Origin of the sequence: Paenarthrobacter sp. NPDC089322 (genome assembly GCF_040684895.1) — a bacterium.
Classification (GTDB): Bacteria; Actinomycetota; Actinomycetes; order Actinomycetales; family Micrococcaceae; genus Arthrobacter.
The window spans coordinates 106247-132168 of record NZ_JBFBGW010000005.1 but is presented as its reverse complement, the minus strand read 5'-3'; the positions used below and the strand labels follow the sequence as shown (position 1 = coordinate 132168).

Below are 25922 nucleotides of genomic sequence, written 5' to 3'. Positions count from 1 at the left end.
CCACCAAACAACTTTTATTCAAGGAGAATCGTGGCTCAGAACGAAGAACTGACCGCCGAAGGCTTTGACGCCGAGGAAAACCTGACCAGCTACACCTCTGAAAGCGCCCCCGCTGAGGATGCGCCCAAGAAGGAGCGCCCGGCACTGACGGTCGCCGGTGCAGCTGTTGGCCGCCGCAAGGAAGCCGTTGCACGCGTTCGCGTTGTCCCGGGTTCCGGCAAGTGGATCATCAACGGCCGCGAGCTGGCCAACTACTTCCCGAACAAGCTGCACCAGCAGGATGTCAACGAACCGTTCCGCGTTCTTGACCTCGAAGGTGCATACGACGTCATCGCCCGCATCCACGGCGGTGGCCCTTCCGGCCAGGCAGGCGCGCTGCGTCTCGGTATCGCTCGTTCCCTGAACGAGATCGACGTTGAGAACAACCGCCCCACCCTGAAGAAGGCTGGCTTCCTCACTCGTGACGCCCGCGTCATCGAGCGTAAGAAGGCCGGTCTCAAGAAGGCACGTAAGGCTCAGCAGTACTCCAAGCGCTAAACGCGCTTCCCCAAATCGTGGCCGCTGGCGCGACCACAATTTGGGGCCCGCAGCGCGTTTGACGCGCTCGGATCCACAAGCGCTAAACCGCGCTCACGCGAAAGCCCGTTCCGCCACTTTGGCGGGGCGGGCTTTCGCCGTTAATCAGTACTTGTGACGCTCCGACACGCGGCTGGCCGGGCGCTGTGCCGTAGTCGTCTAAACTTGAGCCGATGTCTAGATTATTTGGAACCGATGGCGTGCGCGGTCTCGCGAATGGACTGCTGACCGCCGAGCTGGCCATACAGCTCGCCCAGGCCGCCGCCGTCGTACTTGGCCATGACCGAACAACCGATGGCAAGCGGCCCCGCGCCGTCGTCGCCCGGGATCCCAGGGCAAGCGGTGAGTTTCTCGCCGCTGCCGTTGAAGCGGGGCTTTCCAGCTCCGGCGTTGACGTTTACGACGCCGGTGTGCTGCCCACGCCCGCCGCGGCTTACCTCGTGGCCGATCTCGACGCCGATTTCGGCGTCATGCTTTCGGCCTCCCACAACCCTGCGCCGGACAATGGGATCAAGTTCTTTGCCCGCGGAGGCCAGAAGCTTCCGGACGACGTCGAGGACGCGATTGAGGCGCAGCTTGGCAAGGAGCCCCAGCGACCCGTCGGCGGTGACGTGGGACGCATCCAGCGCTTCTCTGACGCGGAGGACCGCTACATCGTCCACCTGCTCGGTACGCTGCCTAAGCGCCTTGATGGTCTGAAGGTAGTCCTGGACTGCGCGCACGGTGCCGCCAGCGGCTGTTCCCCGCAGGTCTTTAAGGACGCCGGGGCTGATGTAGTTGTCATCGGCGCCGAGCCTGATGGCTTGAACATCAACGACGGCGTTGGCTCCACCCACTTGGGCCCCCTCAAGGAAGCGGTTGTCGCGCATGGAGCAGACCTCGGCATTGCCCACGACGGCGACGCCGACCGTTGCCTTGCTGTTGACCATGAGGGCAACGAAGTGGATGGCGACCAGATCATGGCTATCTTGGCGCTGGCGCTTAACAAAGCGGGGAAGCTGAAGGACAACATCCTTGTAGCTACGGTCATGAGCAACCTCGGCCTCAAGATCGCCCTTCGGGACGCCGGTATCACCATCCGGGAAACGGCTGTTGGTGACCGCTACGTCCTGGAGGAAATGCGCGACGGCGGCTACAACCTGGGCGGCGAACAGTCCGGTCACGTGATCTTCTCCGATTACGCCACCACGGGCGACGGCGTTCTGACGGGCCTGCAGCTTGCAGCGCAAGTGGCCCTCACGGGACGCAGCTTGAAGGACCTGGCCACGGCCATGAACAAGCTTCCGCAGCTCATGATCAACGTCAAGGGCGTGGACAAGGCCCGTGCGGGGACGGATGAAGGCGTGGCAGCAGCTGTTGCCGCCGCCGAGCTGGAACTGGGCGAAACAGGCCGCGTGCTGCTCCGCCCATCGGGCACCGAAGCTCTGGTGCGCGTGATGGTGGAAGCCGCCGACATGGAAACTGCCGAACGCATTTGCAAGGGCCTGGCGGCCGTTGTCAAGGAACGCCTGGGCGTACCCAGCGAACTCGCCGTCTGATACACCTGACTGAAACTGCATCGGCCCGCCTCCTTGGTTACCAGGGGGAGCGGGCCGCAGCTTTTTGTCGTCAGTGTCAGATGTAGTCCGGGGCGGCTTCCAGCCCGAAGTACTCCTCCAACGTGGCGATGCCGCGCGTCGCCATCTCGGTGGCGGCCTCGACTCCGATGAACCGCAGGTGCCACGACTCGTAGAAGTAGCCGGTGGTGTCGTGGAACATCCACGGATACCTGACCACGAAACCGAACTTGTGCGCGTGGGCTTTGGCCCACACGGCGGAGGGCTGTTCCGCAAAACACGGCTGGAAGCTGCACGCTCCTCGGCCATCGCCGATGTCAAAGGACCAGCCCGTTTGGTGCTCGGAGTAGCCCGGGCGGGCAGAAGCGCGGTCTGCCGCCGCCTGGCCGCTACCTGCGACGTAGCCGTTGTAGGTACTCACCTGCGTTGAATAGGAACGGTAGCCGGAGGCCAGCGTCATGATGACGCCCTCGGCAGCCGCTGCGCCGAACATCTTTTCTGCGGCAGCCGCCGTCGTGCTGTTCAATAAGGCTGCTTCGCCGCTGACGGCGAGCCGGATGTTTGGCTGGACCAGGTCCGCGGGGACGTAGTTTTGGGGGTTGAGGGGTCGGTGCTTGTTGACGACCACCCAGGGGCTGGCAGGATCGGTCAGCGAGAACTGTGTAGCGGCCGTGCTTGAAGGGGCCGCAACGGGGGTGACGCTGGCGGGTTCGGCTGCAGCGGGCGTCACTAAGGGTGTCTCAGGCGTCGGCGTGGGGGATGGCGTAGCGGCATTCGCGGCAACAGGAGAGGGTGCAGGGTTTTCCGGCGTGCAGGCGGCGAGGGCGGCGATTCCTGCGCCGGCGGTCAAGAGGCTCGCGAAGGCCCGGCGGGTGGGCAGCGGTTGGTCCATGCGGTCACACCTTCCTGAGAAGCATGCGCCGGATGGAGTGGTCTGCGTCCTTGGTCAGCACCAGCTGGGCCCGTCCGCGCGTGGGCAGGACGTTCTCTTCAAGGTTGGGCTCGTTGATGCGCTTCCAGATGCCACGGGCGGTTGTTTCTGCATCGTCATCGGAAAGTGTGGCGTAACGGTGGAAGTAGGACTCGGGTTGAGCGAAGGCTGTGCTGCGAAGCTTCCGGAACCGGTCCACGTACCACTCCTCGATGTAGGAGGTCTTGGCATCAACGTAGATGGAGAAATCGAAGAAATCACTGACGGCGAGGCCTTGCTTGCCGTCCATCCGCGGACGGGCGGGAGCCAGGACGTTCAGGCCCTCCACGATCAGTACATCCGGGCGGCGCACTACGACTTCCTTGCCGGGAACGATGTCGTAGGTGACGTGCGAATACCACGGCGCCCTTACTTCCTCGGCGCCTCCTTTGACCTCGGACACAAACCGCAACAGTGCGCGGCGATCGTAGGACTCCGGGAAACCCTTGCGCTCGAGCAGATGCCGCCGCTTCAGTTCAGCCAGCGGGTAAAGGAATCCGTCTGTCGTGATGAGTTCCACATTGGGCGTACCGGGCCAGCGGCGCAGCATTTCACGAAGCACGCGGGCGATGGTGGACTTCCCGACAGCAACCGAACCGGCAACTCCGATGACGAACGGCGTGCGTTGCGTTTGCTCGCCGAGGAAGGTGGTGGTTGCCGCGTGGAGCTGGTGCGAAGCCTCAACATAAAGGTGCAGGAGGCGGGAAAGCGGGAGATAAACCTCCCGGACTTCCTTCATGTCAAGGGGGTCGCCGAGGCCGCGGAGGCGGAAGATGTCCTCTTCGTTGAGGGGCTGCTCCATTTGGGCAGCCAGCCTGGACCAGGTTTGCCGATCCAGTTCAACAAAGGGAGAAGCGCCGTCGCCGTTCGCTTCGGTGCGTTGCAAAGTCACGCTCATGATTCTGCCCTTCGGGCGGCGGATCAGGAAATGCACGACGTCCGAGAGATGAATTATCCGTGGTTCACTGGCGATCAGAGGCGCACTGAGGAGGGACGTCCCACGTCAGTTGTTTGCACCAGACGCTAGGCTTGTACCCATGTGTGGAATCGTAGGGTATGTTGGCAATTCGTCTCGCAAGGCAGCTGGTCACAGCGCCCTTGACGTCGTCGTGGAGGGGCTGCGTCGTCTTGAGTACCGTGGCTATGACTCCGCCGGCGTTGCAGTGGTGGCTGACGGGATTATTTCTTCCCGTAAAAAGTCCGGCAAACTGAGCAATCTGATTGGTGAACTGGAAGCAAATCCGGTCCCTGAGTCCCTGACCGGGATTGGCCACACGCGGTGGGCAACCCACGGCGGACCCACGGACCGCAACGCGCACCCGCATCTTTCCGATGGTGGGCGACTGGCACTGATTCACAACGGCATCATCGAGAACTTTGCTGAACTCAAGCAGGAACTGCTCGCCAAGGGCGTTACCTTCGAGTCGGAAACCGACACCGAAGTTGCTGCCGCGCTGGTCGGCGATATCTTCCGTTCCCAACTTAACGGCGACGGCGGCAACCTCACCCAGGCGATGCGCCTCGCCTGCCAGCGCCTCGAAGGCGCCTTCACCCTCCTTGCCGTGCACGCGGACCAGCCCGACGTCGTCGTGGCCGCCCGCCGTAACTCACCTCTGGTGGTGGGCCTCGGCGAGGGCGAGAACTTCCTCGGCTCGGACGTTTCCGGCTTCATCGACTACACCCGCCGCGCCGTCGAGCTCGGCCAGGACCAGATCGTCACCATCACTGCGGACTCCGTGGAGATCACCGACTTCTTCGGCGCCCCGGCCGAGGGCCGCGAGTACCATGTGGACTGGGACCCGGCTTCCGCTGAAAAGGGTGGCTTCAACTCCTTCATGGAGAAGGAGATCCACGATCAACCCGACGCCGTTGCGCAGACCCTCCTTGGCCGTTCGGACCTCAACGGCAAGCTGACGCTGGACGAGCTCCGCATCGATCCGGAGCTCCTCAAGCAGGTGGACAAGATCATCGTCCTGGCCTGCGGAACGGCTGCGTACGCCGGTCTCGTGGCCAAGTACGCGATCGAGAACTGGTGCCGCATCCCCACCGAGGTGGAGCTCGCCCACGAGTTCCGCTACCGCGACCCGATCGTCGACGCCAAGACCTTGGTGGTTTCCATCAGCCAGTCCGGCGAAACCATGGACACCTTGATGGCCGTCCGCTACGCCCGCGAACAGGGCGCCAAGACCATCTCCATCTGTAACACCAACGGTTCCACGATTCCGCGTGAATCGGACGCCGTGCTCTACACGCACGCAGGGCCCGAGATCGCTGTTGCGTCCACCAAGGCGTTCCTCGCCCAGATCACTGCCGCCTACCTCCTGGGTCTGTACCTCGCCCAGTTGCGCGGCAACATCTTCTCCGGCCAGATCAAGGACGTCCTCGCTGACCTGTCCAAGATTCCCGCCAAGATCCAGAAGATCCTGGACCAGGCAGGTCCCTTGCGTGAACTCGCCCGCAGCATGAAGGACGAGAAATCCGTGCTGTTCCTGGGCCGCCACGTCGGCTTCCCGGTAGCCCTGGAAGGCGCCTTGAAGCTCAAGGAAATCGCATACATCCACGCTGAAGGGTTCGCTGCCGGCGAGCTCAAGCACGGCCCGATCGCCCTGATCGACGACGGCCAGCCCGTGTTCGTCGTGGTGCCGTCCCCGCGTGGCCGTGACTCGCTGCACTCCAAGGTGGTCAGCAACATCCAGGAAGTCCGCGCACGTGGTGCCCGTACCCTGGTGATCGCTGAAGAAGGCGACGAGTCGGTCAGGGACTACGCCGAGCACGTGTTCTACGTACCCGAGACGCCCACCCTGCTGATGCCGCTGCTGACCACGGTTCCGCTGCAGATCTTTGCTGCTGAGCTGGCCGGGGCGAAGGGTTACGACGTGGACCAGCCGCGTAACCTTGCCAAGAGCGTGACCGTAGAATAACCGCATGATTGTTGGCATTGGCGTAGACGTCGTAGACATCGAACGGTTCGGTCGGCAGTTGGAGCGGACCCCCGGGCTGAAGGATCGCTTGTTCGTTCCGGCGGAGAGGGAACTCAACACCAGGTCACTTGCAGCGCGCTTCGCTGCCAAGGAAGCCGTAGCCAAAGTTCTCGGTGCTCCGGCGGGCATGAACTGGCAGGACTGCTGGATCGGCCTTGACCAGAACGGACCTACCATTCAGGTCAAGGGAACCGTTCTGGCCGTAGCCGAGGCCAAGGGCGTCAAACGGTGGCACCTGTCCATGAGCCATGACGGCGGCATCGCTACGGCGACTGTCCTCGCCGAGGGCTAAACGGGCCTACAGAACAATGATCAGCGCCTTCACCGGACAACAGATCAGGGACGCGGAACAACCGCTCCTGGACTCCGGTGGGGGCGCTGTTCTCATGCAGCGGGCAGCTTATGGACTCGCCCAGGAAGTGGTGCGGGCGGTTCGTGTACGGCGACGGCTTGCCGGCGCCTCCGTCACGGTCCTCGTGGGCAAGGGGAACAACGGCGGTGACGGCCTTTATGCCGCTTCCATGCTGGCTCGCCGAGGGATGCGTACGACGGCGGTACTCGCCTCGGCGGAGGCCCACACCGAGGCGTTGGCTGCCTTCACCGCGGCAGGCGGGCGGTTGCTTCGCTTGGAACCGGACTATGCGGAAGAACTGGCCGTTGCGTGCGCCGGTGATGACGTCATCATCGACGCTCTCCTGGGTACCGGAGCACGTGGAGGACTCCGTGGAGAGGCCGCCGAGTTGGTCTCCTTCCTTCAGGAACTGCGCCCACGTTGCGTCATTGCCTGCGATCTCCCCAGCGGACTTGATGCCGCCACGGGGGAGGTCCACTGGCCTGTCCTTAACGCAGACATCACTGTGACTTTCGGCGGTGCCAAAGCCGGCCTCATGACCGATCCCGGGGAAGGCTGCGCCGGGCGCGTGGTCGTGGTGGAAATCGGAATCGAAGACAACCTTGCGCCTGCTGCTCCGGAGCTCCGCCGGCTCACGACCACTGATTTGCAGAGTTTGCTGCCCGCGCCTGGCCGCAGGTCCCACAAATACTCCAGGGGCGTGCTCGGCGTCGTGGCAGGCTCGGAGCGCTTTGTTGGTGCGGCAGTCCTCAGCGTGCATGCGGCTGCGGTCGCGGGGGCGGGTATGGTCCGCTACGTGGGCCCGGAACCGGCTGCCCGTCAGGTTCTCCTGCGGACACCGGAGGCTATTTGGGAATCCGGGCAGCCCGGCCGGGTCCAGGCATGGGTGCTCGGTCCGGGAGTCGATGGTGGCGGGCAATTGCAGCGGGCCGGGAACGCCGGTAAGGCAGCCCTGGAAGCGGAACTTCCGGTCGTCGTCGATGCTGGAGCGCTGAGCCTCCTCCCGCAACACTGCCCGCCACACTGGATCCTGACCCCGCACGCAGGTGAGTTGGCCACACTCCTGGAGTCCCTTCCGTCAACGGGCGAGGTTGCCGTAACCCGGGACGACGTCGAATCGCGGCCGCTGCATTATGTGCGGCAGGCCGCGCAACAAACCGGTGCCACAGTCCTGCTGAAGGGTGCCACCACACTGGTGGCGTCGCCGTCGGGCGTTGTCTTCAGCCAGTCGGAGGGCACGCCCTGGATGGCGACCGCCGGCAGCGGCGATGTCCTTGCAGGAATTTTGGGTTCACTTCTGGCCCAATGCGCGGAAGCGGTGAAGGACGACGACGGCGCTTACGCGGCTTTGGGCCTGAACCCCGAGGACCGCTGGGCTGCTGTGGCCGCTGCGGCAGCTAGCCTTCATGGCATGGCCGGCTCACAGGCGTCGCGGGATTTTGAGGGCGGACCCCTTACAGCGTCAGCGATCATGACCGCGGTACCTCGCGTCATAGGTTCGCTGACTGCGGAATGCGACCGAACAAAACCGTAAGGTTACTTTCCGTGTCGGGGGTCATGAGTAGGCTTGCAGCAGTTGTTCGCATCACCCAGAGGAGAACGCATGGAAGTATGGCCTGGATCGGCTTATCCACTCGGTGCCACGTTTGACGGCACCGGTACCAACTTCGCGCTATTCAGCGAGAAGGCCGAGAAAGTGGAACTGTGCCTCTTCGACGACGATGGCGGGGAAGTCCGCGTAGGCGTCACCGAGGTGGACGGCTATGTGTGGCACTGTTACCTGCCGCAAGTCCAGCCCGGGCAGAAATACGGGTACCGGGTCCACGGACCCTACGATCCCGACGCCGGGCAGCGGTTCAACCCCAACAAGCTCCTGCTCGACCCCTACGCCAAGGCAATCCACCGTCAGATTGATTGGGATCCTGCCCTGTTCTCGTACAACATGGGCGACCCCGACTCAAGGAACGACGCCGACTCCGCACCGCACATGATGCTCGGAGTTGTCATCAACCCGTTCTTCGACTGGGACGGCGACAAGCTGTTGAAGATCCCGTACCACAAGTCCGTGATCTACGAGGCCCACGTCAAAGGCCTCACGCAGTTGCACCCGGAAGTGCCCGAGGAACAACGCGGAACCTACGCAGGCGTGGCCCACCCCGCCGTCATCTCCCACCTGCAGAAGCTGGGCGTCACGGCCATTGAGCTCATGCCCGTGCACCAGTTCGTCAACGACGGCATCCTGCAGGACAAAGGCCTGAACAACTATTGGGGCTACAACACGATCGGCTTCTTTGCCCCGCACAACAGCTACAGCTCAAAGGGCGATACCGGCCAGCAGGTGCAGGACTTCAAAGCCATGGTGCGCTCGCTGCACAATGCGGGCATTGAGGTCATTCTTGACGTCGTGTACAACCACACAGCCGAAGGAAACCATCTGGGTCCTACGCTGTCCTTTAAGGGCATCGACAATTCGGCGTACTACCGCCTGGTGGACAACGACCCGAAGTACTACATGGACTACACCGGCACAGGTAACTCGTTGAACGTCCGCAGCCCGCACTCCCTGCAGCTCCTGATGGATTCCCTGCGGTACTGGGTCACCGAGATGCACGTGGACGGTTTCCGCTTCGACCTCGCGTCCACACTGGCCCGTGAGTTCTACGACGTGGACAAGCTGTCAACGTTCTTTGAACTCATCCAGCAGGATCCCGTGGTGTCCCAGGTGAAGCTCATCGCTGAACCGTGGGATGTTGGCCCGGGCGGCTACCAGGTGGGCAACTTCCCGCCGCAATGGACGGAATGGAACGGCCAATACCGTGACACTGTCCGTGACTTCTGGCGCGGTGAACCGTCCACACTGGGCGAATTCGCTTCGCGGCTGACCGGATCCGCGGACCTCTACGAGCACTCGGGTCGACGGCCTGTTGCCTCCATCAACTTCGTCACCGCGCACGATGGCTTCACTCTGGCCGACCTCGTGTCCTACAACGAGAAACACAATGAAGCCAACGGTGAAGGCAACAACGACGGCGAATCCCACAACCGCTCATGGAACTGTGGCGTCGAAGGTCCTACGGACGACCCCACAGTCCTGGGCTTGAGGGCACGCCAGCAGAGGAACTTCATTGCGTCGCTGTTCCTCTCGCAAGGCGTTCCGATGCTTCTTCACGGTGACGAACTCGGCAGGACCCAGCAGGGTAACAACAACGGATACTGCCAGGACTCCGAGCTCACGTGGATCAATTGGGACAACGTGGACCAGCCCTTGGTGGAGTTCACGGCAGCCGTGAGCGCCCTCCGGGCCAAGCATCCCAGTCTTCGCCGCAGCCGTTTCTTCGACGGGCGGCCGGCACTTCGCGGTGAAGGTGAAAGGCTGCCCGACATCGTGTGGTTGGACGCCGACGCCAGCACCATGACCCCGTCAGATTGGGATACCGCCCTCGGCCGCTCCGTGGGTGTCTTCCTGAACGGAGACGGCATCCGGGGCCTTGACCACCAAGGCCGGCGGATCACCGACGTCAACTTCCTGCTGTACTTCAACGCTGACGAGGACGAAGTAGGGTTCCGGATCCCCTCGGACGAGTACGCACCCGCTTGGGACGTCATGATCGATACGGGAGGGGAGGGTGCAGACGCCGACGTCGTGAAGGCCGACCAGATACTCATGGTTGCCGGCAAATCACTGGTGGTGCTCAGGGCACACAGCACACCTGAAATCGAGCCGGACCACTCAGTGGCCGCCTCTTTGGCTGCGCTGACCCATACCAGCACGCCGGAAACGGCATCCGTGACCGCTCCCGCGGTGACGTCCATTGCCATGGACTACAGGAGCGAGGATGCGGCACGCAAAACGCCGGGCGCAAAAGCTGCGGCGGAGGAACCTGCTGCGGACGCTGCCAAGCAGAAGGAGACGGACTCATGAGGACCCCGGCCTCCACGTACAGGCTTCAGATCCGCCCGGGCTTCACGCTCCAGGACGCCGCCGAACTCACCGAATACCTGCGCAACCTCGGCGTTGACTGGGTGTACGTTTCCCCCATCCTGACCGCAGAGGAGGGATCGGATCATGGCTACGACGTCACTGACCCCTCAACCGTGGATCCTGCCCGCGGGGGAGCGGAAGGTCTGCTGGCGCTGTCAAAAGCAGCCCGGCAGCGTGGGCTTGGCATCCTGGCCGACATCGTGCCCAACCACATGGGAGTGGCCTCGCCCGGACAGAACGCGTGGTGGTGGCAACTCCTGGAGGAAGGCCGCTCGTCCAAATACGCGGAAGCCTTCGACGTCGACTGGGACTTCGGGGGCGGCAAGATCCGCATCCCGGTGCTGGGCAGTGACGACGACCTCGAACAGCTCAAAGTAGTGGATGGCGAACTGCACTACTACGATCACCGCTTCCCCCTCGCGGAGGGTACGTTTACGGACGGCGACAGCCCCCAGGACATCCACGCCATGCAGCACTACGAACTGGTCGGCTGGCGCAGGGCTGACGCTGAATTGAACTACCGCCGCTTCTTCGCGGTAAACACCCTCGCAGGAGTGCGGGTGGAAGTCCCGTGGGTGTTCGACGAATCCCACCAAGAAATACTCCGCTGGTTCCAAGAGGATTTGGTGGACGGCCTCCGGATTGACCACCCGGATGGCCTGGCGGATCCGGAGGGATACCTGAAGAGGCTACGGGAAGCCACCGGCGGCGCGTACTTGCTGGTGGAGAAAATCCTGGAGCCCGGAGAGAAGCTGCCTGAAACCTTCTCTTGTGAAGGCACCACCGGCTATGACGCCCTGGCCGATATCGACCGACTCTTCGTGGATCCGGCAGCTGAAGAATTCTTGAATTCGTTGGATGCCCGGCTACGTGACGAAGCCGAGCCGGCCGACTACCACGTCATGATCCACGGGACCAAGCGCCGCATTGCCGATGGCATCCTGCGCTCGGAGATCCTGCGACTCTCCCGGTTGGTTCCCGAAGCCAGTGCGCTGCCACGCAACGACGTCGCGGATGCCATCGCCGAGATCATTTGCTGGTTCCCCGTATACCGGACCTACTTGCCCTATGGCAGGGAAATCCTTGAGGAAGCCATCCGGAATGCAGGCAAGCACCGCCCGGAGCTCGTCGGCGTCCTGGAAGGGCTTCGTCCTTTGTTGCTGGATACCACGGGCGAGCTCGCCCGCCGTTTCCAGCAAACATCCGGCATGGTCATGGCCAAGGGCGTGGAGGACACAGCGTTCTTCCGCTACACGCGGCTCGGAACGCTCACCGAAGTGGGCGCCGATCCTACGGAGTTCGCGGTGTCACCCGAGGCTTTCCATGAGCGCATGGCACGGCGACAGGCTGAACTGCCCCTGTCCATGACCACACTGAGCACGCACGATACCAAGCGCAGCGAGGACGCCCGGGCCAGGATCTCCGTCATTTCCGAATCCGTTCCGGAATGGGAACTGTTCCTTGGCACCGTCCAGGACAATGCCCACATCCCGGATGGTCCGCTCGCCGCCCTCGTGTGGCAGGCCATTGCCGGTGCGTGGCCCGCCGACCGCAGCCGGCTTCAGGCCTATACCTTGAAGGCTGCCCGCGAGGCCGGCAATTCCACCAACTGGACCGACCCCAACCTGGACTTCGAGCGGCACCTGGCTGCCGCCGTCGACGCCGTCTTTGACGTCCCGGAAGTCGCTGCCGCCGTGGAGAACTTCGTGGACGAGCTGGAGCCTTATGGAAGGTCGAATTCCCTGTCCGCCAAGCTCATCCACCTGACCATGCCGGGTGTCCCGGACGTGTACCAGGGCACCGAGTTCAGGGATGGCTCACTGACGGATCCGGACAACAGGCGGCCGGTGGATTTCGCTGCCCGGATTGCTGCGCTCGCCGAACTGGACAAGCTCACCGGCCAGGACAAGCTCACAGGCCAAGATCAGGACGCCCTTCCCGCCTACACCGAGGACGCCGCCAAGCTCCTGGTGGTTTCAAGGGCGTTGCGGCTGCGCAGGGACCGGGCCGAACTGTTCGGCGGATACCAGCCCGTGCCCGTGAGTGGCGATGCTGCGCAGCACGTAGTGGCGTTCAACCGTGGAGCTGACAAGCCCGGAGCGATTACGGTCGCCACGCGCCTTCCCAAGCGGCTGGCACGGGAAGGCGGTTGGAAGGACACCGTCATTGGGCTGCCCACCACATGCCGGGACGAACTAACCGGCGCCACGTTCGACGCCGGTCCTGTTTCCGTTGCCGCCGTCCTTGGGCACTACCCCGTGGCCCTCCTGGTGCCTGTCGACTGAATTCCGCACCGCCAACACCGTCACACTGCAAGGCACGCTTTATCGAGTACAGGGAGCATGATGCTGGAGCACGCTGCTGGAAAAGACCTTTATGACGTCTGGGCGCCGAACGCCGCTTCGGTGAAGTTGCTTGCGGGAGGACGCGAGTATCCCATGGAAAAAACCCACGACGGCGGGGCACACGGTTGGTGGCGCGCTCCGGCTGACGTCGCTGCCGGCGAGGGCGACGGCGTAGCCTACGGCTACATCGTGGACGGCGAGGGCCCGTTCCCGGATCCGCGCTCCCGACGCCAGCCCGACGGTGTCCACGGACTGTCCGCCACTTTCGATCCGTCCGCCCATGAGTGGAAAGACACAGCGTGGAAGGGGCGGAGGCTCAAAGGCGCCGTCATCTACGAACTGCATCTCGGCACGTTCACTCCTGAAGGCACGCTCGAAGCGGCGGCAGGAAAGCTCGATTACCTCGTGGAGCTCGGCGTGGACTTCGTCGAACTGCTCCCGGTAAACGCCTTCAATGGGGTCCACAACTGGGGTTACGACGGTGTCCTTTGGTACGCGGTGCACGAGGCGTACGGGGGACCGGCGGCCTACCAGCGCTTTGTCGATGCCGCCCACGCGGCCGGATTGGGTGTCATCCAGGACGTGGTCTACAACCATCTCGGACCCAGCGGCAACTACCTGCCCAAGTTCGGGCCCTACCTTAAATCGGGGGAGGGGAACACCTGGGGGGACTCCGTGAACCTCGACGGTCCGGGTTCTGACGATGTCCGGCGATACATCCTCGAGAATGCCGCTATGTGGCTTCGCGACTACCACGTTGACGGCCTCCGGCTCGACGCCGTGCATGCGCTGCGTGATGAACGTGCCGTACACATCCTGGAGGACTTTGGTGCGTTGGGGGATGCCATTGAGGAAGAAACAGGTATCCCCAGGACCATGATTGCCGAGTCGGACCTGAACAACCCCCGGCTCATCTATCCCCGCAAGGACAACGGCTATGGTTTGGAAGGGCAGTGGAGCGACGATTTCCACCATGCCCTGCACGTCAACCTCAGCGGAGAAACCACCGGGTACTACGGCGACTTCGATTCCTTGGCCGTCCTGGCCAAGGTCCTGGAACATGGTTTCCTGCACGACGGCAGTTACTCAAGTTTCCGGGGGCGGCACCATGGCAGGCCCATCCGGCATGACCTCGCCCACCCGTCGGCACTGGTTGTCTGCTTGCAGAACCACGACCAAATCGGCAACCGCGCCACGGGCGATCGTCTCACGGCGTCACTCTCCTACGGGAAACTCGCCATCGGCGCCGTTCTGACCATGACCTCGCCCTTTACGCCCATGCTCTTCATGGGCGAGGAGTTCGGCGCGTCCACACCCTGGCAGTTCTTTACATCCCATCCTGAACCGGAACTGGGCGAAGCCACCGCAAAGGGGAGGATCAAGGAATTTGAACGCATGGGCTGGGACCCGAACGTGGTCCCGGATCCCCAGGACCCGGAGACGTTCCGGCGTTCGAAGCTGAACTGGGAAGAAGCCGCCGGAGGGGACCACGCGCGCCTTCTCCAGCTGTACCGGGATTTAGCACAGCTGCGCCGGAACACTCCGGAGCTCGTGGAAGGCGGATTCGGGGACACTGCCGTTGAGTTCGACGACGACGAACACTGGTTGGAGATGACCCGGGGTGAGGTGCGGGTGGTGTGCAACTTCGGGGACGAAGCCCTCGAGACTCCATTGGAAGGCGTGGTGCTGCTGGCTACCGACACCAAAGCAGTCCTGGAGGACGGTTCCCTGACGCTGCCGGGCGAGAGCGCCGCCGTCGTACGTGTCCGGAAAGGTGAGCAGTGACTCTACGTGACGACGCCCACATAACGGACAGCCGGGACGGCCGGAAAGACGCAGTGGCAGGATGGTACGTATGACTTATTCGGCTGCGGAAAACCGCTACGAAACCATGCCCTACCGCCGAGTCGGCCGCAGTGGCCTGAAGCTTCCCGCAATTTCGCTGGGGCTTTGGCACAACTTCGGCGACGACAAGCGGTTCGACGAGCAGCGCTCCATCCTGCGCCGTGCCTTCGACCTTGGCGTCAACCACTTCGACCTCGCCAACAACTACGGGCCGCCGGACGGATCGGCCGAAACCAATTTCGGCCGGCACCTCAAGGAAGACTTCAAGCCTTACCGCGATGAACTGGTCATCTCGACGAAGGCCGGTTACTACATGTGGCCGGGGCCGTACGGTGAATGGGGCTCCCGGAAGTATTTGATCTCGAGCCTGGACCAGTCCCTTCAACGCATGGGCCTGGACTACGTGGATATCTTCTACAGCCACCGCCCGGATCCCGAGACTCCGCTTGAAGAGACCATGGGGGCGTTGGACTACGCTGTCCGCTCGGGTAAAGCCCTGTATGCGGGCATCTCGTCCTACACCCCGGAACAGACGCTGGAAGCGGCGCGAATCCTGAAGGAACTCGGCACCCCGCTGCTTATCCACCAGCCCAGCTACTCCATGCTGAACCGTTGGACGGAGAACGGGTCGCCCAACTTGTACGAGGCCCTGGACGAGGTGGGCGCCGGTTCAATCGCGTTTTCGCCACTCGCCCAAGGCATGCTCACGGATCGCTACCTCAACGGAGTGCCCGCCGACTCCCGTGCCGCCAAGGAACGGTTCCTGTCAGAATCTGCGCTGACGGAGGACAAACTTAACCGCGTGCGGGGATTGAACGCAATCGCCGAGCGCCGGGGACAAACCCTGGCCCAGATGGCTATCGCCTGGATCCTGCGCGACCAGCCCAAGGGGTCGCCAGTAACGTCGGCGCTCATAGGGGCCTCCAGCGTTGCCCAGCTTGAGGACACCCTTGGTGCTATCAACAACCTGAAGTTCACGAACGATGAGCTGACCGCGATCGACGAATTCGCGGTCGAATCAGACATCAATCTGTGGGCCCAGGAGTAAGCTGCAGGGCTGACATAAACACGAAGGGGCCGGCTGGGAACAAAGCCGGCCCCTTCCGTGTTGGCTACAATGCAAGTGTGCGCCGAATGGCGCCGTGCCAATCAGTCGTATCCTGAGCTCAGTCAGGGCTGCGCCTGGCACCTGAGGTTTAGTTCTCAAAAGGAGTCCCGTGTCTTCACATCCGATCCGTGTTGCCATTGTCGGCGTAGGAAACTGCGCCGCATCGTTGGTTCAAGGTGTTCAGTACTATCGCGACGCTGACCCCCAGGCCACGATCCCGGGTCTGATGCACGTCGAGTTCGGCCAGTACCACGTCAACGATGTCCAGTTCGTTGCTGCTTTCGATGTTGATAGCAAGAAGGTTGGACTGGACCTGGCGGACGCCATCGGCGCCAGCGAAAACAACACCATCAAGATCGCCGATGTCCCTGCCACGGGCGTTACCGTCCAGCGCGGCCATACCCTGGACGGCTTGGGCCGCTACTACCGCGAGACCATCGTGGAGGCTCCGGAGGAAGCTGTTGACGTCGTGGCTGCCCTGCGCGAAGCCAAGGCTGACGTCATGGTTTGCTACCTGCCCGTGGGTTCCGACCAAGCCGCGAAGTTCTACGCCCAGTGCGCCATCGACGCCGGTGTTGCATTCGTGAATGCCCTCCCCGTTTTCATTGCCGGTACCAAGGAGTGGGCTGACAAGTTCACCGAGGCCGGCATTCCGATCGTTGGCGATGACATCAAGAGCCAGATCGGTGCCACCATCACCCACCGCGTCATGGCCAAGCTGTTCGAAGACCGCGGCGTCACGCTGGACCGCACGTACCAGCTCAACGTCGGCGGCAACATGGACTTCAAGAACATGCTTGAACGCGACCGCCTCGAGTCCAAGAAGATCTCCAAGACCCAGGCCGTCACGTCCAATGTCGAGGCCGACCTGCACGCCGACGACGTCCACATCGGCCCGTCCGATTACGTTGCATGGCTCGATGACCGCAAGTGGGCTTTCGTTCGCCTTGAGGGACGCAACTTCGGCGATGCCCCGGTTTCGCTTGAGTACAAGCTCGAGGTGTGGGACTCCCCGAACTCCGCCGGTGTCATCATCGATGCCATCCGTGCCGCAAAGATCGGCCTGGACCGCGGCATCGGTGGCCCGCTGCTTTCTGCCTCCAGCTACTTCATGAAGTCCCCGCCGGAGCAGTTCAACGACGACATCGCCCGCGAAAAGGTGGAAGCCTTCATCCGCGGCGACATCGAGCGCTAAGCCTCACCAAGCTATAACCTCACCAACGAGTAGCGGCCCTTCCGTCCGACGGGAGGGCCGTTCCTCGTTCCTGCACCCTCTCTCACCGATGGCCCTCTTCTGGTGCACCCTCGCTCACCGATGGCCCTCTTCTGGTGCACCCTCTCTCACCCGGGTGAGAGAGCGATCACCGGAAGGGGGTGTTTGGTGAGAGAGCGTCAGAAGAGGCCTGTCGGGTTCCCGTTTGCATCCACATCCATGCGCATGGCGGCCGGCTCTTTGGGCAGGCCCGGCATGGTCATGACGGCGCCGGTCAGGGCGACGATGAAGCCCGCCCCCGTCTTCGGAATCAATTCCCGGACGTGCACACGGAAACCCTTGGGTGCTCCGAGCTTCGATGCGTCATCGGTGAACGAATACTGGGTCTTTGCCATGCAGATGGGAAGCCCCGACCAACCGTTCCTCTCAATCTCGGCGAGCCTCTTCTCAGCAGGGACAGAAAACTCGACGGCGTCGGCTCCGTAGATCTCCTGCACGATGGTCCGGATTTTGTCCTCCACGGATAGCTCCAAGGGGTACAGATGGTGGAAGTTCGACGGCGCGTCCACCGCAGCGGCGACCTTCGCCGCCAGCTCGTCCCCGCCGTCGCCCCCGCCGCCACGGCCCCAAACGTCGGCAACCGCGGCCTCCACGCCTTCCGCTGCACACCAGGCAAGCAGCCATTCGAGTTCTTCGGGGGTATCGGTGGCGAATTTGTTGATGGCCACCACGGGAGAGATGCCGAACTTGGAGACGTTCCCCACATGCCTTTTCAGGTTTTCGATTCCGGCAGCCAGCGCCTCGACATTGGGCTCGCCAAGGTGGTCCTTGGGTATTCCGCCGTGCATCTTGAGGGCACGGATGGTGGCTACGACAACCACCGCGGAAGGGGCCACATCAGCCATGCGGGACTTGATGTCCATATACTTTTCTGCGCCAAGGTCCGCACCGAAGCCAGCCTCTGTGACCACGATGTCGGCCAGTTGCTGGGCGGTCCGGGTGGCGATCAGGGAATTGCACCCGTGGGCGATGTTCGCGAAGGGGCCACCATGGACCAGCGCGGGGGTTCCCGCGATGGTCTGGACGAGGTTGGGCTTGATGGCGTCCTTCAACAGCAGGGTCAGTGCGCCTTCAACGCCGAGGTCCGCAACAGTCACAGGTTTCCGATCAAAGGTATAGCCGAACGTCATGCGGCCCAGACGCGTGCGGAGGTCGTCCAGGTCTGCTGCAAGGCAGAACACGGCCATGATTTCCGAAGCGACCGTGATATCGAAACCGTCCTGGCGCGGGACTCCTTGGGCGGGACCTCCGAGGCCGATGACAACCTCGCGCAAGGCCCGGTCATTCATATCCAGAACCCGTTTGAAGGTCATGCGGCGGGGATCGATGCCGAGTTGGTTGCCTTGGAAGATGTGGTTGTCCACCAGGGCCATGAGTGCGTTGTTGGCCGACGTTACCGCGTGAAAGTCTCCGGTGAAGTGCAGGTTGATGTCGTCCATGGGCAGCACCTGGGAGTATCCGCCGCCGGTAGCTCCTCCCTTCATTCCGAGAATTGGTCCAAGGGACGGCTCCCGGAGCGCGATCATCACTTTGTGTCCGGCACGGGCAAGGGAGTCGGCGAGCCCCACTGTGGTGGTGGACTTCCCTTCGCCCGCCGGCGTGGGAGACATTGCTGAAACCAGGACCACCTTGCCTGCAGGCTTGCCCTGTTGCAGGACCAACTTGGCCGGATTGATCTTCGCCTTGTAAGGACCGTAGAGCTCCAGCGACTCCACCGCGATGCCGGCACGTTCTGCGATCTCCGTGATCGGCAGCATTGTTGCTCTGTGGGCAATCTCAAGATCGCTCAGGACCTTGTTCTCAGACATCCTCGTCCTTCGGCTCGGTGACGCTGTGCGCGACGTTACGCTGTGCGCGACAATCTACCAGCCGCGAAGCACGTTCCCTCGGAGGCTGCCGTGGTCCCAGGCAGGAGCCTCAGCGCCCGGGAACAAGCAGACCCCCGACGGCTTCCCTGTAGCTTTCCACGGTGATGGCGGCCGTCCGTTGCCAGCCGAAGGATTCGGCATGCGTGGCGGCCAGGCGGCCCATGTCCTCCCTTGTCCTGACGTCGTCGTACAGGTCTTCCAAAGCATCGGCCCAGTCGGAAGGATCGTGCCCTTCCACGAGCAGGCCTGTCCTGCCGTCGGAAATAGCACGCGTCAGTCCTCCGACCTTGGTGGCAACCACGGGGGTCCCGCACGCTTGTGCTTCCAAGGCCACAAGCCCAAACGATTCGCTGAAAGAGGGCATCACCACGACGTCCGCCGAACGGAACCAGCCCGCGAGTTCCGGGGCCACCACGGGAGGACGGTGCGTTACGACGTCGCTGAGTCCTGCGTCTTCGATGATGTGTTGGAGGTTGAAGTCCTTTGCCCCGCTGAGGGATCCGAGGATGGTCATCTCCAAATCGATGTCCGGACGCCGCTGCCGAAGGATCCCGGCGGCTTTCACGAACACCTGCGGACCCTTGAGCCGTTGAATACGGCCGGCAAACAAAATATGGAAACTGTCCGGACGCACATCGCGTTCCTTGCGGGACTTTCGCCGGAACGAGGGTGTGAAGACATTGAGGTCCACGCCCGGAGGTGCAACATCGATCCGGTCGATGTCCGCCCCGTAGTGCGAAACAAGTTCTTCCGCCTCGGCGGGTGTGTTGGCGATGAGGCGCGCGGCGCCATCAACGATCCTCTGCTCGCCTTCTTCGCGTCGCCGCGGTTCAGGGCGCTCGCCGGACTGGAGCACGAGGTTCTTGACCTTGGCCATGGTGTGCATGGTGTGTATGAGCGGCACACCCCAGAGGTCGGACAACTCCAGGCCGGCAACTCCGGAAACCCAATAATGCGAGTGGATGACGTCGTAGCGGCCGTGGGGCTGGCGTTGCCGGATGCGCTCGATCTCTTCCACCATGAGGTGCAGCAGCGCCGGCAGTTCTTCCTTGGGTACTTTCCGCCGCGGGCCGGCCATGACGTTGTGGACGCAAACGCCGGGGGCGGGATGTTCGACGGCGGCCTGGCTGGCTTTGGTGGACCGCGTGAAAATCTCCACTTCCACGCCTGATTCCGCCAACGCTACGGCCAACGCGCGAACGTAGACGTTCATGCCGCCGGCATCGCCGGCTCCGGGCTGCTCCATGGGAGAGGTATGCAAGGAGAAGAACGCAACCCGCCGGATCAGCGCCACGTACCGACCTCCCTCCCTGTGAACCCAAAAGCAATTTGCCCTGCAGAAAACACTACTCCTGCCACCGGCACAGTGAGGGGTCCCGCCGCCGGGGATAAGGCTGCTAGCGTGTCCGCTGTGAGCCAAGAAAACACCATCCACATCCGCCCCGCCACTGCCGAGGACTGGCCAGGTATCTGGTCCATCATGGAACCCGTTATCCGGGAAGGCGAAACTTTCACGTGGGACCGCGACACCAGCGAGGACGCGGCCAAGGCCAAATGGATGAAGGAAGCTCCCGGGCAGACATTCGTGGCCGTAGCCAACGACGGGGACAGGATTCTAGGCACCGGCGAATTCCATCCAAACCAGGCCGGCGGCGGCAGCCATGTGGCGAACGCCGGGTACATGGTGGGTGCCAAGCATTCGGGTCAGGGCATTGCCCGAGCGCTGTGTGCCTATTCCCTCAAAGAAGCGAAGGCGGCCGGCTTCCGGGCCATGCAGTTCAACGCCGTGGTGGAGAGTAACGTCCGCGCCGTGTGGCTGTGGCAGTCAATGGGCTTCCGGATCCTCGCGACGGTCCCCGAGGCATTCGAGCACCCGGAGATCGGCTACGTGGGCCTCCACGTGATGTACCAGGAGCTCTAAGGGAGCGCCCGACTACTTCCACAGCCCTTTCAACTCCGGGAAGGCGTGCTCGTATCCCTCCAGGAGTTGCCGACCCAATGCCGCGGACCCCACCAGCGGATGCATCGCGAATGCCTGCAGAGCCGCATCCCTGTCGCCGTCGCGTACCGCCCGGATCGTTAGCCGCTCCACCTCCTTGACGTGCTGCATCAGGGTGAGGAACTGCCCGCCGGGCCGTTCCTGCGCAAGCGGCATGGCGCCGTCGGGGGTCACCTCGCAGGGAACCTCGACGACGGCGTCAGCCGGCAGCCCGGGCACGGCGACTTTCGCTTCGCCCTCCAGAGTGACGGCCTCGGCCGGCCGGCCGGCGGAGACGACCGGAGCATTGGGCACGTTGAGGATCAACCGGGTGGGCGCGCTCCCAAGCTGCGTTCCGTCTCTCCCCTGCGAACTGCCACCGGCCAGCGCCCGCATGACGGCCAAGGCAACCCGCTCGTACCCGCCTCCCGCAAGGTCTTCCTCGTCCCGGCGTCCGCCCTGGGTACGGGCCTCGGCCATGTATCCTTCCTCCCGGGACAAACGGGCCGCTTCCCAGCGCTCGTAGGGGTTCGGGGAGCCGGGCAGTGCAGGGTAGAGCGAGTCCTGCTGCTGATGGATGGAGGTCCCGCGCGTCCGGCTTTGCTGAAGGATGGCGCGGGTGGCGTGTTCGGTCTCGTAGTAGTAGTAAAGGTACTCGTTGGGCAGGCAGCCGAGTTTTTCCAGAACGCGGGGATCGAAAAGCCGTCCCTCTTCGAACGAGGCCAGCGCGGCGTGGTCAGTCAACAGCCCTGGCAGCAGGTCCCTCCCAGCGGGAGCCAGCCGGTATAGCCAGCCGAGATGGTTCAACCCGAAGTAGCCCACGCCGTCGAGCGTTCCGTCCTGAAGCGGTGCCCCCGCAGCCGCCGCTGCCCGGTGCACCAACGCCCCGGCGGAATCGCAGATCCCGATGACGCGATGGCCCAGCGCAGGAACCAGGGCCTCGGTGACCATCCCCGCCGGATTGGTGAAGTTGATGAGCCAGGCGTCCGGACAGTGTTGCCGCATGGCCTCGGCAAGTTCCAGCATCCTTGGAATGGAACGGAGCGCATACGAAATACCTCCGGCGCCGGTCGTTTCCTGGCCCAACAGACCGAGATCCAGCGCAACGCGTTCGTCGATCACCCGTCCTGCTGTCCCGCCCGGACGGATGGCGGCGAACACCACCTGGGTGCCGGTCAGCGACTCCTGCAGCTCAGTGGAAACCCGGACCCGGGGCCGGACGCCCTCAGCCAGGGGCATGTTGCGGAGAACTGCCTCGATCCCGGCCAGGCGGGCAGCGTCGACGTCGTAGAGCACCAGTTCGCTGACCAAACCCGCGTAGGGGCCCGTGCACAAAGCACGGTAGACAAGGGGAACCCGGAATCCGCCGCCGCCGGCGATCATGAGCCGCATGCTCCGAGTCTATGCAGCCCAAAAGGTGCAGCGTAGTCTGCCGTGCATGGATGCAATGCCCGAGCGACGCTTCGATCCCTTGGCTGCCGTGCGCGACGGCGGCGATCAGCAGTGCGACCTTCTCCTCACGGGAACGGTCTTCCAGGACATCATCTTCACGGGGCTGCCGCACTCACCGGAACCGGGAACCGAGGTGTGGAGCGAAGGAATGGGAAGTTGCCCCGGGGGAGTCGCAAACCAGGCCATCGCAGCAGCCCGCCTTGGACTACGCACCAACCTGGCTGCAACTTTCGGGGACGACGGGTACGGCGACTACAACTGGCAGATCCTGGAAACCCAGGAACACGTGGATCTGTCGTTGTCCCGCCGGGTCCCGGGATGGCACTCGCCGGTAACTGTCTCTCTATGTGTGAACCAGGACCGCTCCATGGTCACGCACGGGCACCCTGCACCGATCAACGCTTCGGACTTGATCGGGGAGCCTCCCAAGGCGCTCGCAGCCGTCGCGGACCTCGGCGAAGAACTCGAGCCGTGGATGAAGGCTGCGAAGTCCGGAGGCACCAAGCTCTTTGGCGTGGTTGGTTGGGATCCCAGCGGCGAATGGTCCCAGCGCAGGCTCGAGCAACTCGAACACTTTTATGCGTTCATACCCAACGCCCCCGAGGCAATGGCCTTCACGGACAAAAGCGATCCGTGGGCCGCCCTGTATTCGTTGGCCGATCGCGTCCCGGTGGCTGTGGTGACACTCGGAGCGCAGGGCGCCATGGCAGTGGATTCGGAAACGGGGGAGGAGGAGTGGGTACCTTCCCTCCCGGTATCGGCCTACGATGCGACCGGTGCCGGGGACTGCTTCGATGCAGCCTTTATTGTGGGAAGCCTCGCGGGGTGGCGGCTGGGCGACCGGTTGAGGTTCGCGAACCTGTGTGCCTCCTTGGCCGTCCAACAGGTAGGCGGTTCCCTTGCCGCCCCTGGATGGGGCGACATCGCGGACTGGTGGCAGCGGGCCCACGCCCGCAAGGAGCGGCAGTCGAGCCAATGGCTGCGACGATTCGCTTTCCTTGAACCGATCGTGAAGGACATTCCGGCAGAGGCCCAACGCCGTGCCCGGGCTACGATCGCGCACTTGTCCGACGCCCAGTAGCGCCCCCGGCAGTTAACCGGACTTCACCCACGCCACTAGAATCTCTAGGGTGACTTACGAAGCAGCAGCAGATATCGGGATCGGGTCCAAGGCCTCCATAGCAAAATCAGCGGTGCTGGAGCGTTCCGCCGTGATCGACCTCGAAGCCGTGCGGCACAACGTTCGTCAGTTCGTCGCCATCGCGTCCCCGGCGTCCGTGATGGCCGTCGTTAAGGCTGATGCCTACGGCCACGGCGCCGTTCAAGTCGCCCGCGCTGCCCTTGAGGCCGGGGCATCATGGTTGGGCGTTGCCCACATTTCCGAGGCGCTCGCTTTGCGCGCCGCCGGCATCGACGCGCCCCTGTTGGCCTGGCTGCACACCCGCGAGAGCAACTTCCAAGCGGCAGTCGCCGCCGGCATCGACGTCGGAATTTCCGGTTGGGAACTGGACGCTGTGGTCGCGGCAGCCCGCGAGCAGGAACGCCCCGCCCGTGTTCATCTGAAAGTGGACACGGGGCTTGGCCGCAACGGCTGCACCATCGCCGACTGGGACCAACTGGTGGGCCAGGCCATGGAATACCAGGACGAGGGCCTGCTCCGCGTAGTGGGCATCTTCTCGCACCTCGCCGTGGCGGACGAGCCGCGTAGGCCGGAAACGGACCAGCAACTCGCCGTCTTCCGCGAGGCCCTCGCCATCGCCGAGGATGCCGGCGTCGACACGGAAGTGCGGCACATCGCCAACACTCCCGCCGCGCTGTCCCGCCCGGACTCGCACTTCGACCTCATTCGCGTAGGCCTCGGCATCTACGGTTTGTCGCCTTTCGACGGCGCCTCGTCAGCTGAGCTTGGCCTGCATCCCGCCATGACCGTCCGCACCCTCCTCTCCAACTGCAAGAAGGTCCCGGAGGGGCAGGGCGTCTCCTACGGCCTCAAGTACCACACCAGCACTGAGAGCACGCTGGGCCTTGTGCCTTTGGGTTACGCCGATGGCGTCCCGCGCATTGCCACGGGCGGTCCGGTTCGCGTGAACGGGGTCAACTATCCGGTGGTGGGCCAGATCGCCATGGACCAGATGGTGATCGACCTTGGACCCCTCACCCCCGAAGAGGGGAGCCACCTCAAGGGCAGCGAAGCCGTCCTGTTCGGTGATGGGACCGATGGCGGGCCCACAGCGGATGATTGGGCCGTCGCAGCGGGAACCATTAACTACGAAATCGTGACGCGTATCAGTCCGCGCGTGCCCCGGAGCTACGTCAATGAGGTACCTGCGCACGCCGATGTGCACGCCGCGCCGGAAACGGCGTCGCTGTGAACGGACCGCTGTGGGAACGCAGCCTGAGGGTCACGACGGCGGAACAGACCCACGCTCTCGCCTCGGCTCTCGGTGAGGTGCTTGAGGCCGGGGACCTGCTGGTGCTGACCGGTGAGTTGGGAGCGGGCAAAACGACTTTCACCCAGGGCCTCGGCGAGGGCCTGGGCGTACGCGCCGGCATTATTTCTCCGACGTTCGTGCTGGTCCGGATCCATCCCAACCTTCCGGACGGCCCGCGTCCCGGAGGCCCGGATCTGGTCCATGTGGACGCGTACAGGTTGGAATCGTCCGCTGAAATCGACGACATCGACCTTGAGAACACCATGGATTCCGCAGTGACCGTGGTGGAGTGGGGGCGGGGCCGCGTGGAGCATTTGTCGGAAAGCCGCTTGGAAGTGGAACTGCACAGGTCCGTGGGCGGGGATGCCGGATCGCAGCCTTCACATGATTCCGCTGACACGGTTGATACCGTGCTCGACTTCGATACCGATGACGATGATGAGCCCCGCACCATCGTCTTCCGGGGCTTCGGCCCAAGATGGGCAGAGGCCCCCGATCTTTTGGACACCGCCGGGAAAGGAGCCCGCTGATGTTGATCCTGGCAATCGACACGTCCGCAGTGGCCAGCGCTGCCTTGATCTCGGACGTCGCCATGGAGGGCGTAGTGGATTCCTTCGCCACCGAGGACACCCGGAGCCACGCCGAGGTTCTGGCACCAGGCATCGAGAAACTGCTGGCCGGGGCCGGCGTCACGGGCGCGGACATCGACGCCATCGTGACCGGGGTCGGCCCGGGCCCTTTCACCGGCCTCCGCTCGGGCATCGCGACTGCCCGCACGCTGGCCTTCGTGTGGAACAAGCCGCTGTATGGGCTGATGAGCCTTGACGCGATTGCCCTCGAGGTGGCCGAGTCAACCGCTGCCGCACCGGAGTTCCTGGTTGCCACGGATGCCCGCCGCAAAGAGGTCTACTGGGCCCGCTACACCTTGGCGGAAGGCCAGCTGCCCGAGCTCGTGGATGGGCCCCACGTGGGCTTCGCATCCGACTTGCCGGACCTCCCGGTGTTCGGCGCGGGCGCCGGACTCTACGCCGAAGTGCTGCGCGCGGACGAGGATTTCGCGGAAACCCAACCGGACGCAGCATCCTTGGGCCAGTTCGCCTTGGCCCGGCTCACGGCAGGGCAACAACTCCTCGACTCCACGCCCCTGTACCTCAGGGAGTCGGACGCGCAGGTGCCCGGCCCCAGGAAACGTGCCCTGTGATGA

At 63.6% G+C, this 25922-nt stretch carries 20 protein-coding genes; 15 read left to right on the top strand and 5 right to left on the bottom strand.

From position 1 onward, the window contains the following. Positions 1-30: 30 nt before the first annotated feature. The gene (gene rpsI / locus AB0N65_RS07805; protein ID WP_347108041.1) at positions 31-537 is read left to right on the top strand and encodes a 30S ribosomal protein S9; all 507 of its coding nucleotides are present in this window, start codon (positions 31-33) and stop codon (positions 535-537) included. Positions 538-749: 212 nt separating this feature from the next. Then, positions 750-2114 carry a phosphoglucosamine mutase gene (gene glmM, locus AB0N65_RS07800; RefSeq protein ID WP_364159835.1) on the top strand — a complete coding sequence of 455 codons (1365 nt, stop codon included), beginning with the start codon at positions 750-752 and terminating at the stop codon, positions 2112-2114. 76 nt (positions 2115-2190) lie between these two features. On the opposite strand, the gene AB0N65_RS07795 is transcribed toward glmM, so the two are convergent. Next, positions 2191-3024 (bottom strand): M15 family metallopeptidase, encoded by an 834-nt coding sequence (locus AB0N65_RS07795; protein WP_364159833.1) that lies wholly within the window; start codon positions 3022-3024, stop codon positions 2191-2193. A 4-nt stretch (positions 3025-3028) separates the two neighbouring features. Further along, positions 3029-4000, bottom strand: a complete 972-nt coding sequence (gene coaA / locus AB0N65_RS07790; protein WP_364159831.1) for a type I pantothenate kinase — start codon at positions 3998-4000, stop codon at positions 3029-3031. A 139-nt stretch (positions 4001-4139) separates the two neighbouring features. Here coaA and glmS point away from each other — a divergent pair, with 139 nt between their 5' ends. From glmS to AB0N65_RS07750, 8 genes are all read left to right on the top strand, one after another. Continuing rightward, positions 4140-6023 (top strand): glutamine--fructose-6-phosphate transaminase (isomerizing), encoded by a 1884-nt coding sequence (gene glmS, locus AB0N65_RS07785; RefSeq protein WP_364159829.1) that lies wholly within the window; start codon positions 4140-4142, stop codon positions 6021-6023. A 4-nt stretch (positions 6024-6027) separates the two neighbouring features. Further along, positions 6028-6375 (top strand): holo-ACP synthase, encoded by a 348-nt coding sequence (locus tag AB0N65_RS07780; RefSeq protein WP_364159827.1) that lies wholly within the window; start codon positions 6028-6030, stop codon positions 6373-6375. A gap of 16 nt (positions 6376-6391) precedes the next feature. Next, positions 6392-7969: an NAD(P)H-hydrate dehydratase gene (locus AB0N65_RS07775; protein WP_364159825.1), complete on the top strand. Its 1578-nt coding sequence runs from the start codon at positions 6392-6394 to the stop codon at positions 7967-7969. A gap of 69 nt (positions 7970-8038) precedes the next feature. Further along, the gene (glgX, locus tag AB0N65_RS07770; RefSeq protein WP_364159823.1) at positions 8039-10357 is read left to right on the top strand and encodes a glycogen debranching protein GlgX; all 2319 of its coding nucleotides are present in this window, start codon (positions 8039-8041) and stop codon (positions 10355-10357) included. After that, entirely contained in the window at positions 10354-12702 is a 2349-nt protein-coding gene (gene treY / locus AB0N65_RS07765; RefSeq protein WP_364159821.1) for a malto-oligosyltrehalose synthase, read from the top strand. Before glgX ends, treY begins: the two co-directional genes overlap by 4 nt. Positions 12703-12762: 60 nt before the next feature. Then, the gene (gene treZ / locus AB0N65_RS07760) at positions 12763-14547 is read left to right on the top strand and encodes a malto-oligosyltrehalose trehalohydrolase (protein ID WP_364160005.1); all 1785 of its coding nucleotides are present in this window, start codon (positions 12763-12765) and stop codon (positions 14545-14547) included. A 70-nt stretch (positions 14548-14617) separates the two neighbouring features. After that, positions 14618-15655 (top strand): L-glyceraldehyde 3-phosphate reductase, encoded by a 1038-nt coding sequence (gene mgrA, locus AB0N65_RS07755; RefSeq protein ID WP_364159819.1) that lies wholly within the window; start codon positions 14618-14620, stop codon positions 15653-15655. A gap of 169 nt (positions 15656-15824) precedes the next feature. After that, positions 15825-16910, top strand: a complete 1086-nt coding sequence (locus tag AB0N65_RS07750; RefSeq protein ID WP_364159817.1) for an inositol-3-phosphate synthase — start codon at positions 15825-15827, stop codon at positions 16908-16910. Between the two features lie 197 nt (positions 16911-17107). Here the strand turns inward: AB0N65_RS07750 and AB0N65_RS07745 are convergent, their stop codons facing one another. Then, the gene (locus AB0N65_RS07745; RefSeq protein ID WP_364159815.1) at positions 17108-18796 is read right to left on the bottom strand and encodes a formate--tetrahydrofolate ligase; all 1689 of its coding nucleotides are present in this window, start codon (positions 18794-18796) and stop codon (positions 17108-17110) included. A gap of 109 nt (positions 18797-18905) precedes the next feature. Further along, positions 18906-20150, bottom strand: a complete 1245-nt coding sequence (mshA, locus tag AB0N65_RS07740) for a D-inositol-3-phosphate glycosyltransferase (protein WP_364159813.1) — start codon at positions 20148-20150, stop codon at positions 18906-18908. A gap of 108 nt (positions 20151-20258) precedes the next feature. Here mshA and AB0N65_RS07735 point away from each other — a divergent pair, with 108 nt between their 5' ends. Continuing rightward, a complete protein-coding gene (locus AB0N65_RS07735; protein ID WP_364159811.1) occupies positions 20259-20777 on the top strand; it encodes a GNAT family N-acetyltransferase in 519 nt (172 codons plus the stop codon). A gap of 12 nt (positions 20778-20789) precedes the next feature. Here the strand turns inward: AB0N65_RS07735 and AB0N65_RS07730 are convergent, their stop codons facing one another. Continuing rightward, on the bottom strand, positions 20790-22226 hold the full coding sequence (locus tag AB0N65_RS07730) for a 6-phospho-beta-glucosidase (RefSeq protein ID WP_364159809.1): 1437 nt from the start codon (positions 22224-22226) through the stop codon (positions 20790-20792). A gap of 46 nt (positions 22227-22272) precedes the next feature. On the opposite strand from AB0N65_RS07730, the gene AB0N65_RS07725 reads away from it, so the two are divergent. The 4 genes from AB0N65_RS07725 to tsaB are packed head-to-tail and all read left to right on the top strand — an operon-like array spanning position 22273 to position 25919. Continuing rightward, a complete protein-coding gene (locus AB0N65_RS07725; RefSeq protein WP_364159807.1) occupies positions 22273-23367 on the top strand; it encodes a carbohydrate kinase family protein in 1095 nt (364 codons plus the stop codon). 49 nt (positions 23368-23416) lie between these two features. Further along, on the top strand, positions 23417-24658 hold the full coding sequence (gene alr, locus AB0N65_RS07720; protein WP_364159805.1) for an alanine racemase: 1242 nt from the start codon (positions 23417-23419) through the stop codon (positions 24656-24658). Further along, the gene (gene tsaE / locus AB0N65_RS07715) at positions 24655-25248 is read left to right on the top strand and encodes a tRNA (adenosine(37)-N6)-threonylcarbamoyltransferase complex ATPase subunit type 1 TsaE (protein WP_364159803.1); all 594 of its coding nucleotides are present in this window, start codon (positions 24655-24657) and stop codon (positions 25246-25248) included. Before alr ends, tsaE begins: the two co-directional genes overlap by 4 nt. After that, positions 25248-25919: a tRNA (adenosine(37)-N6)-threonylcarbamoyltransferase complex dimerization subunit type 1 TsaB gene (gene tsaB / locus AB0N65_RS07710; RefSeq protein WP_364159801.1), complete on the top strand. Its 672-nt coding sequence runs from the start codon at positions 25248-25250 to the stop codon at positions 25917-25919. The genes tsaE and tsaB overlap by 1 nt, the downstream gene beginning before the upstream one ends. Positions 25920-25922 lie beyond the last annotated feature (3 nt).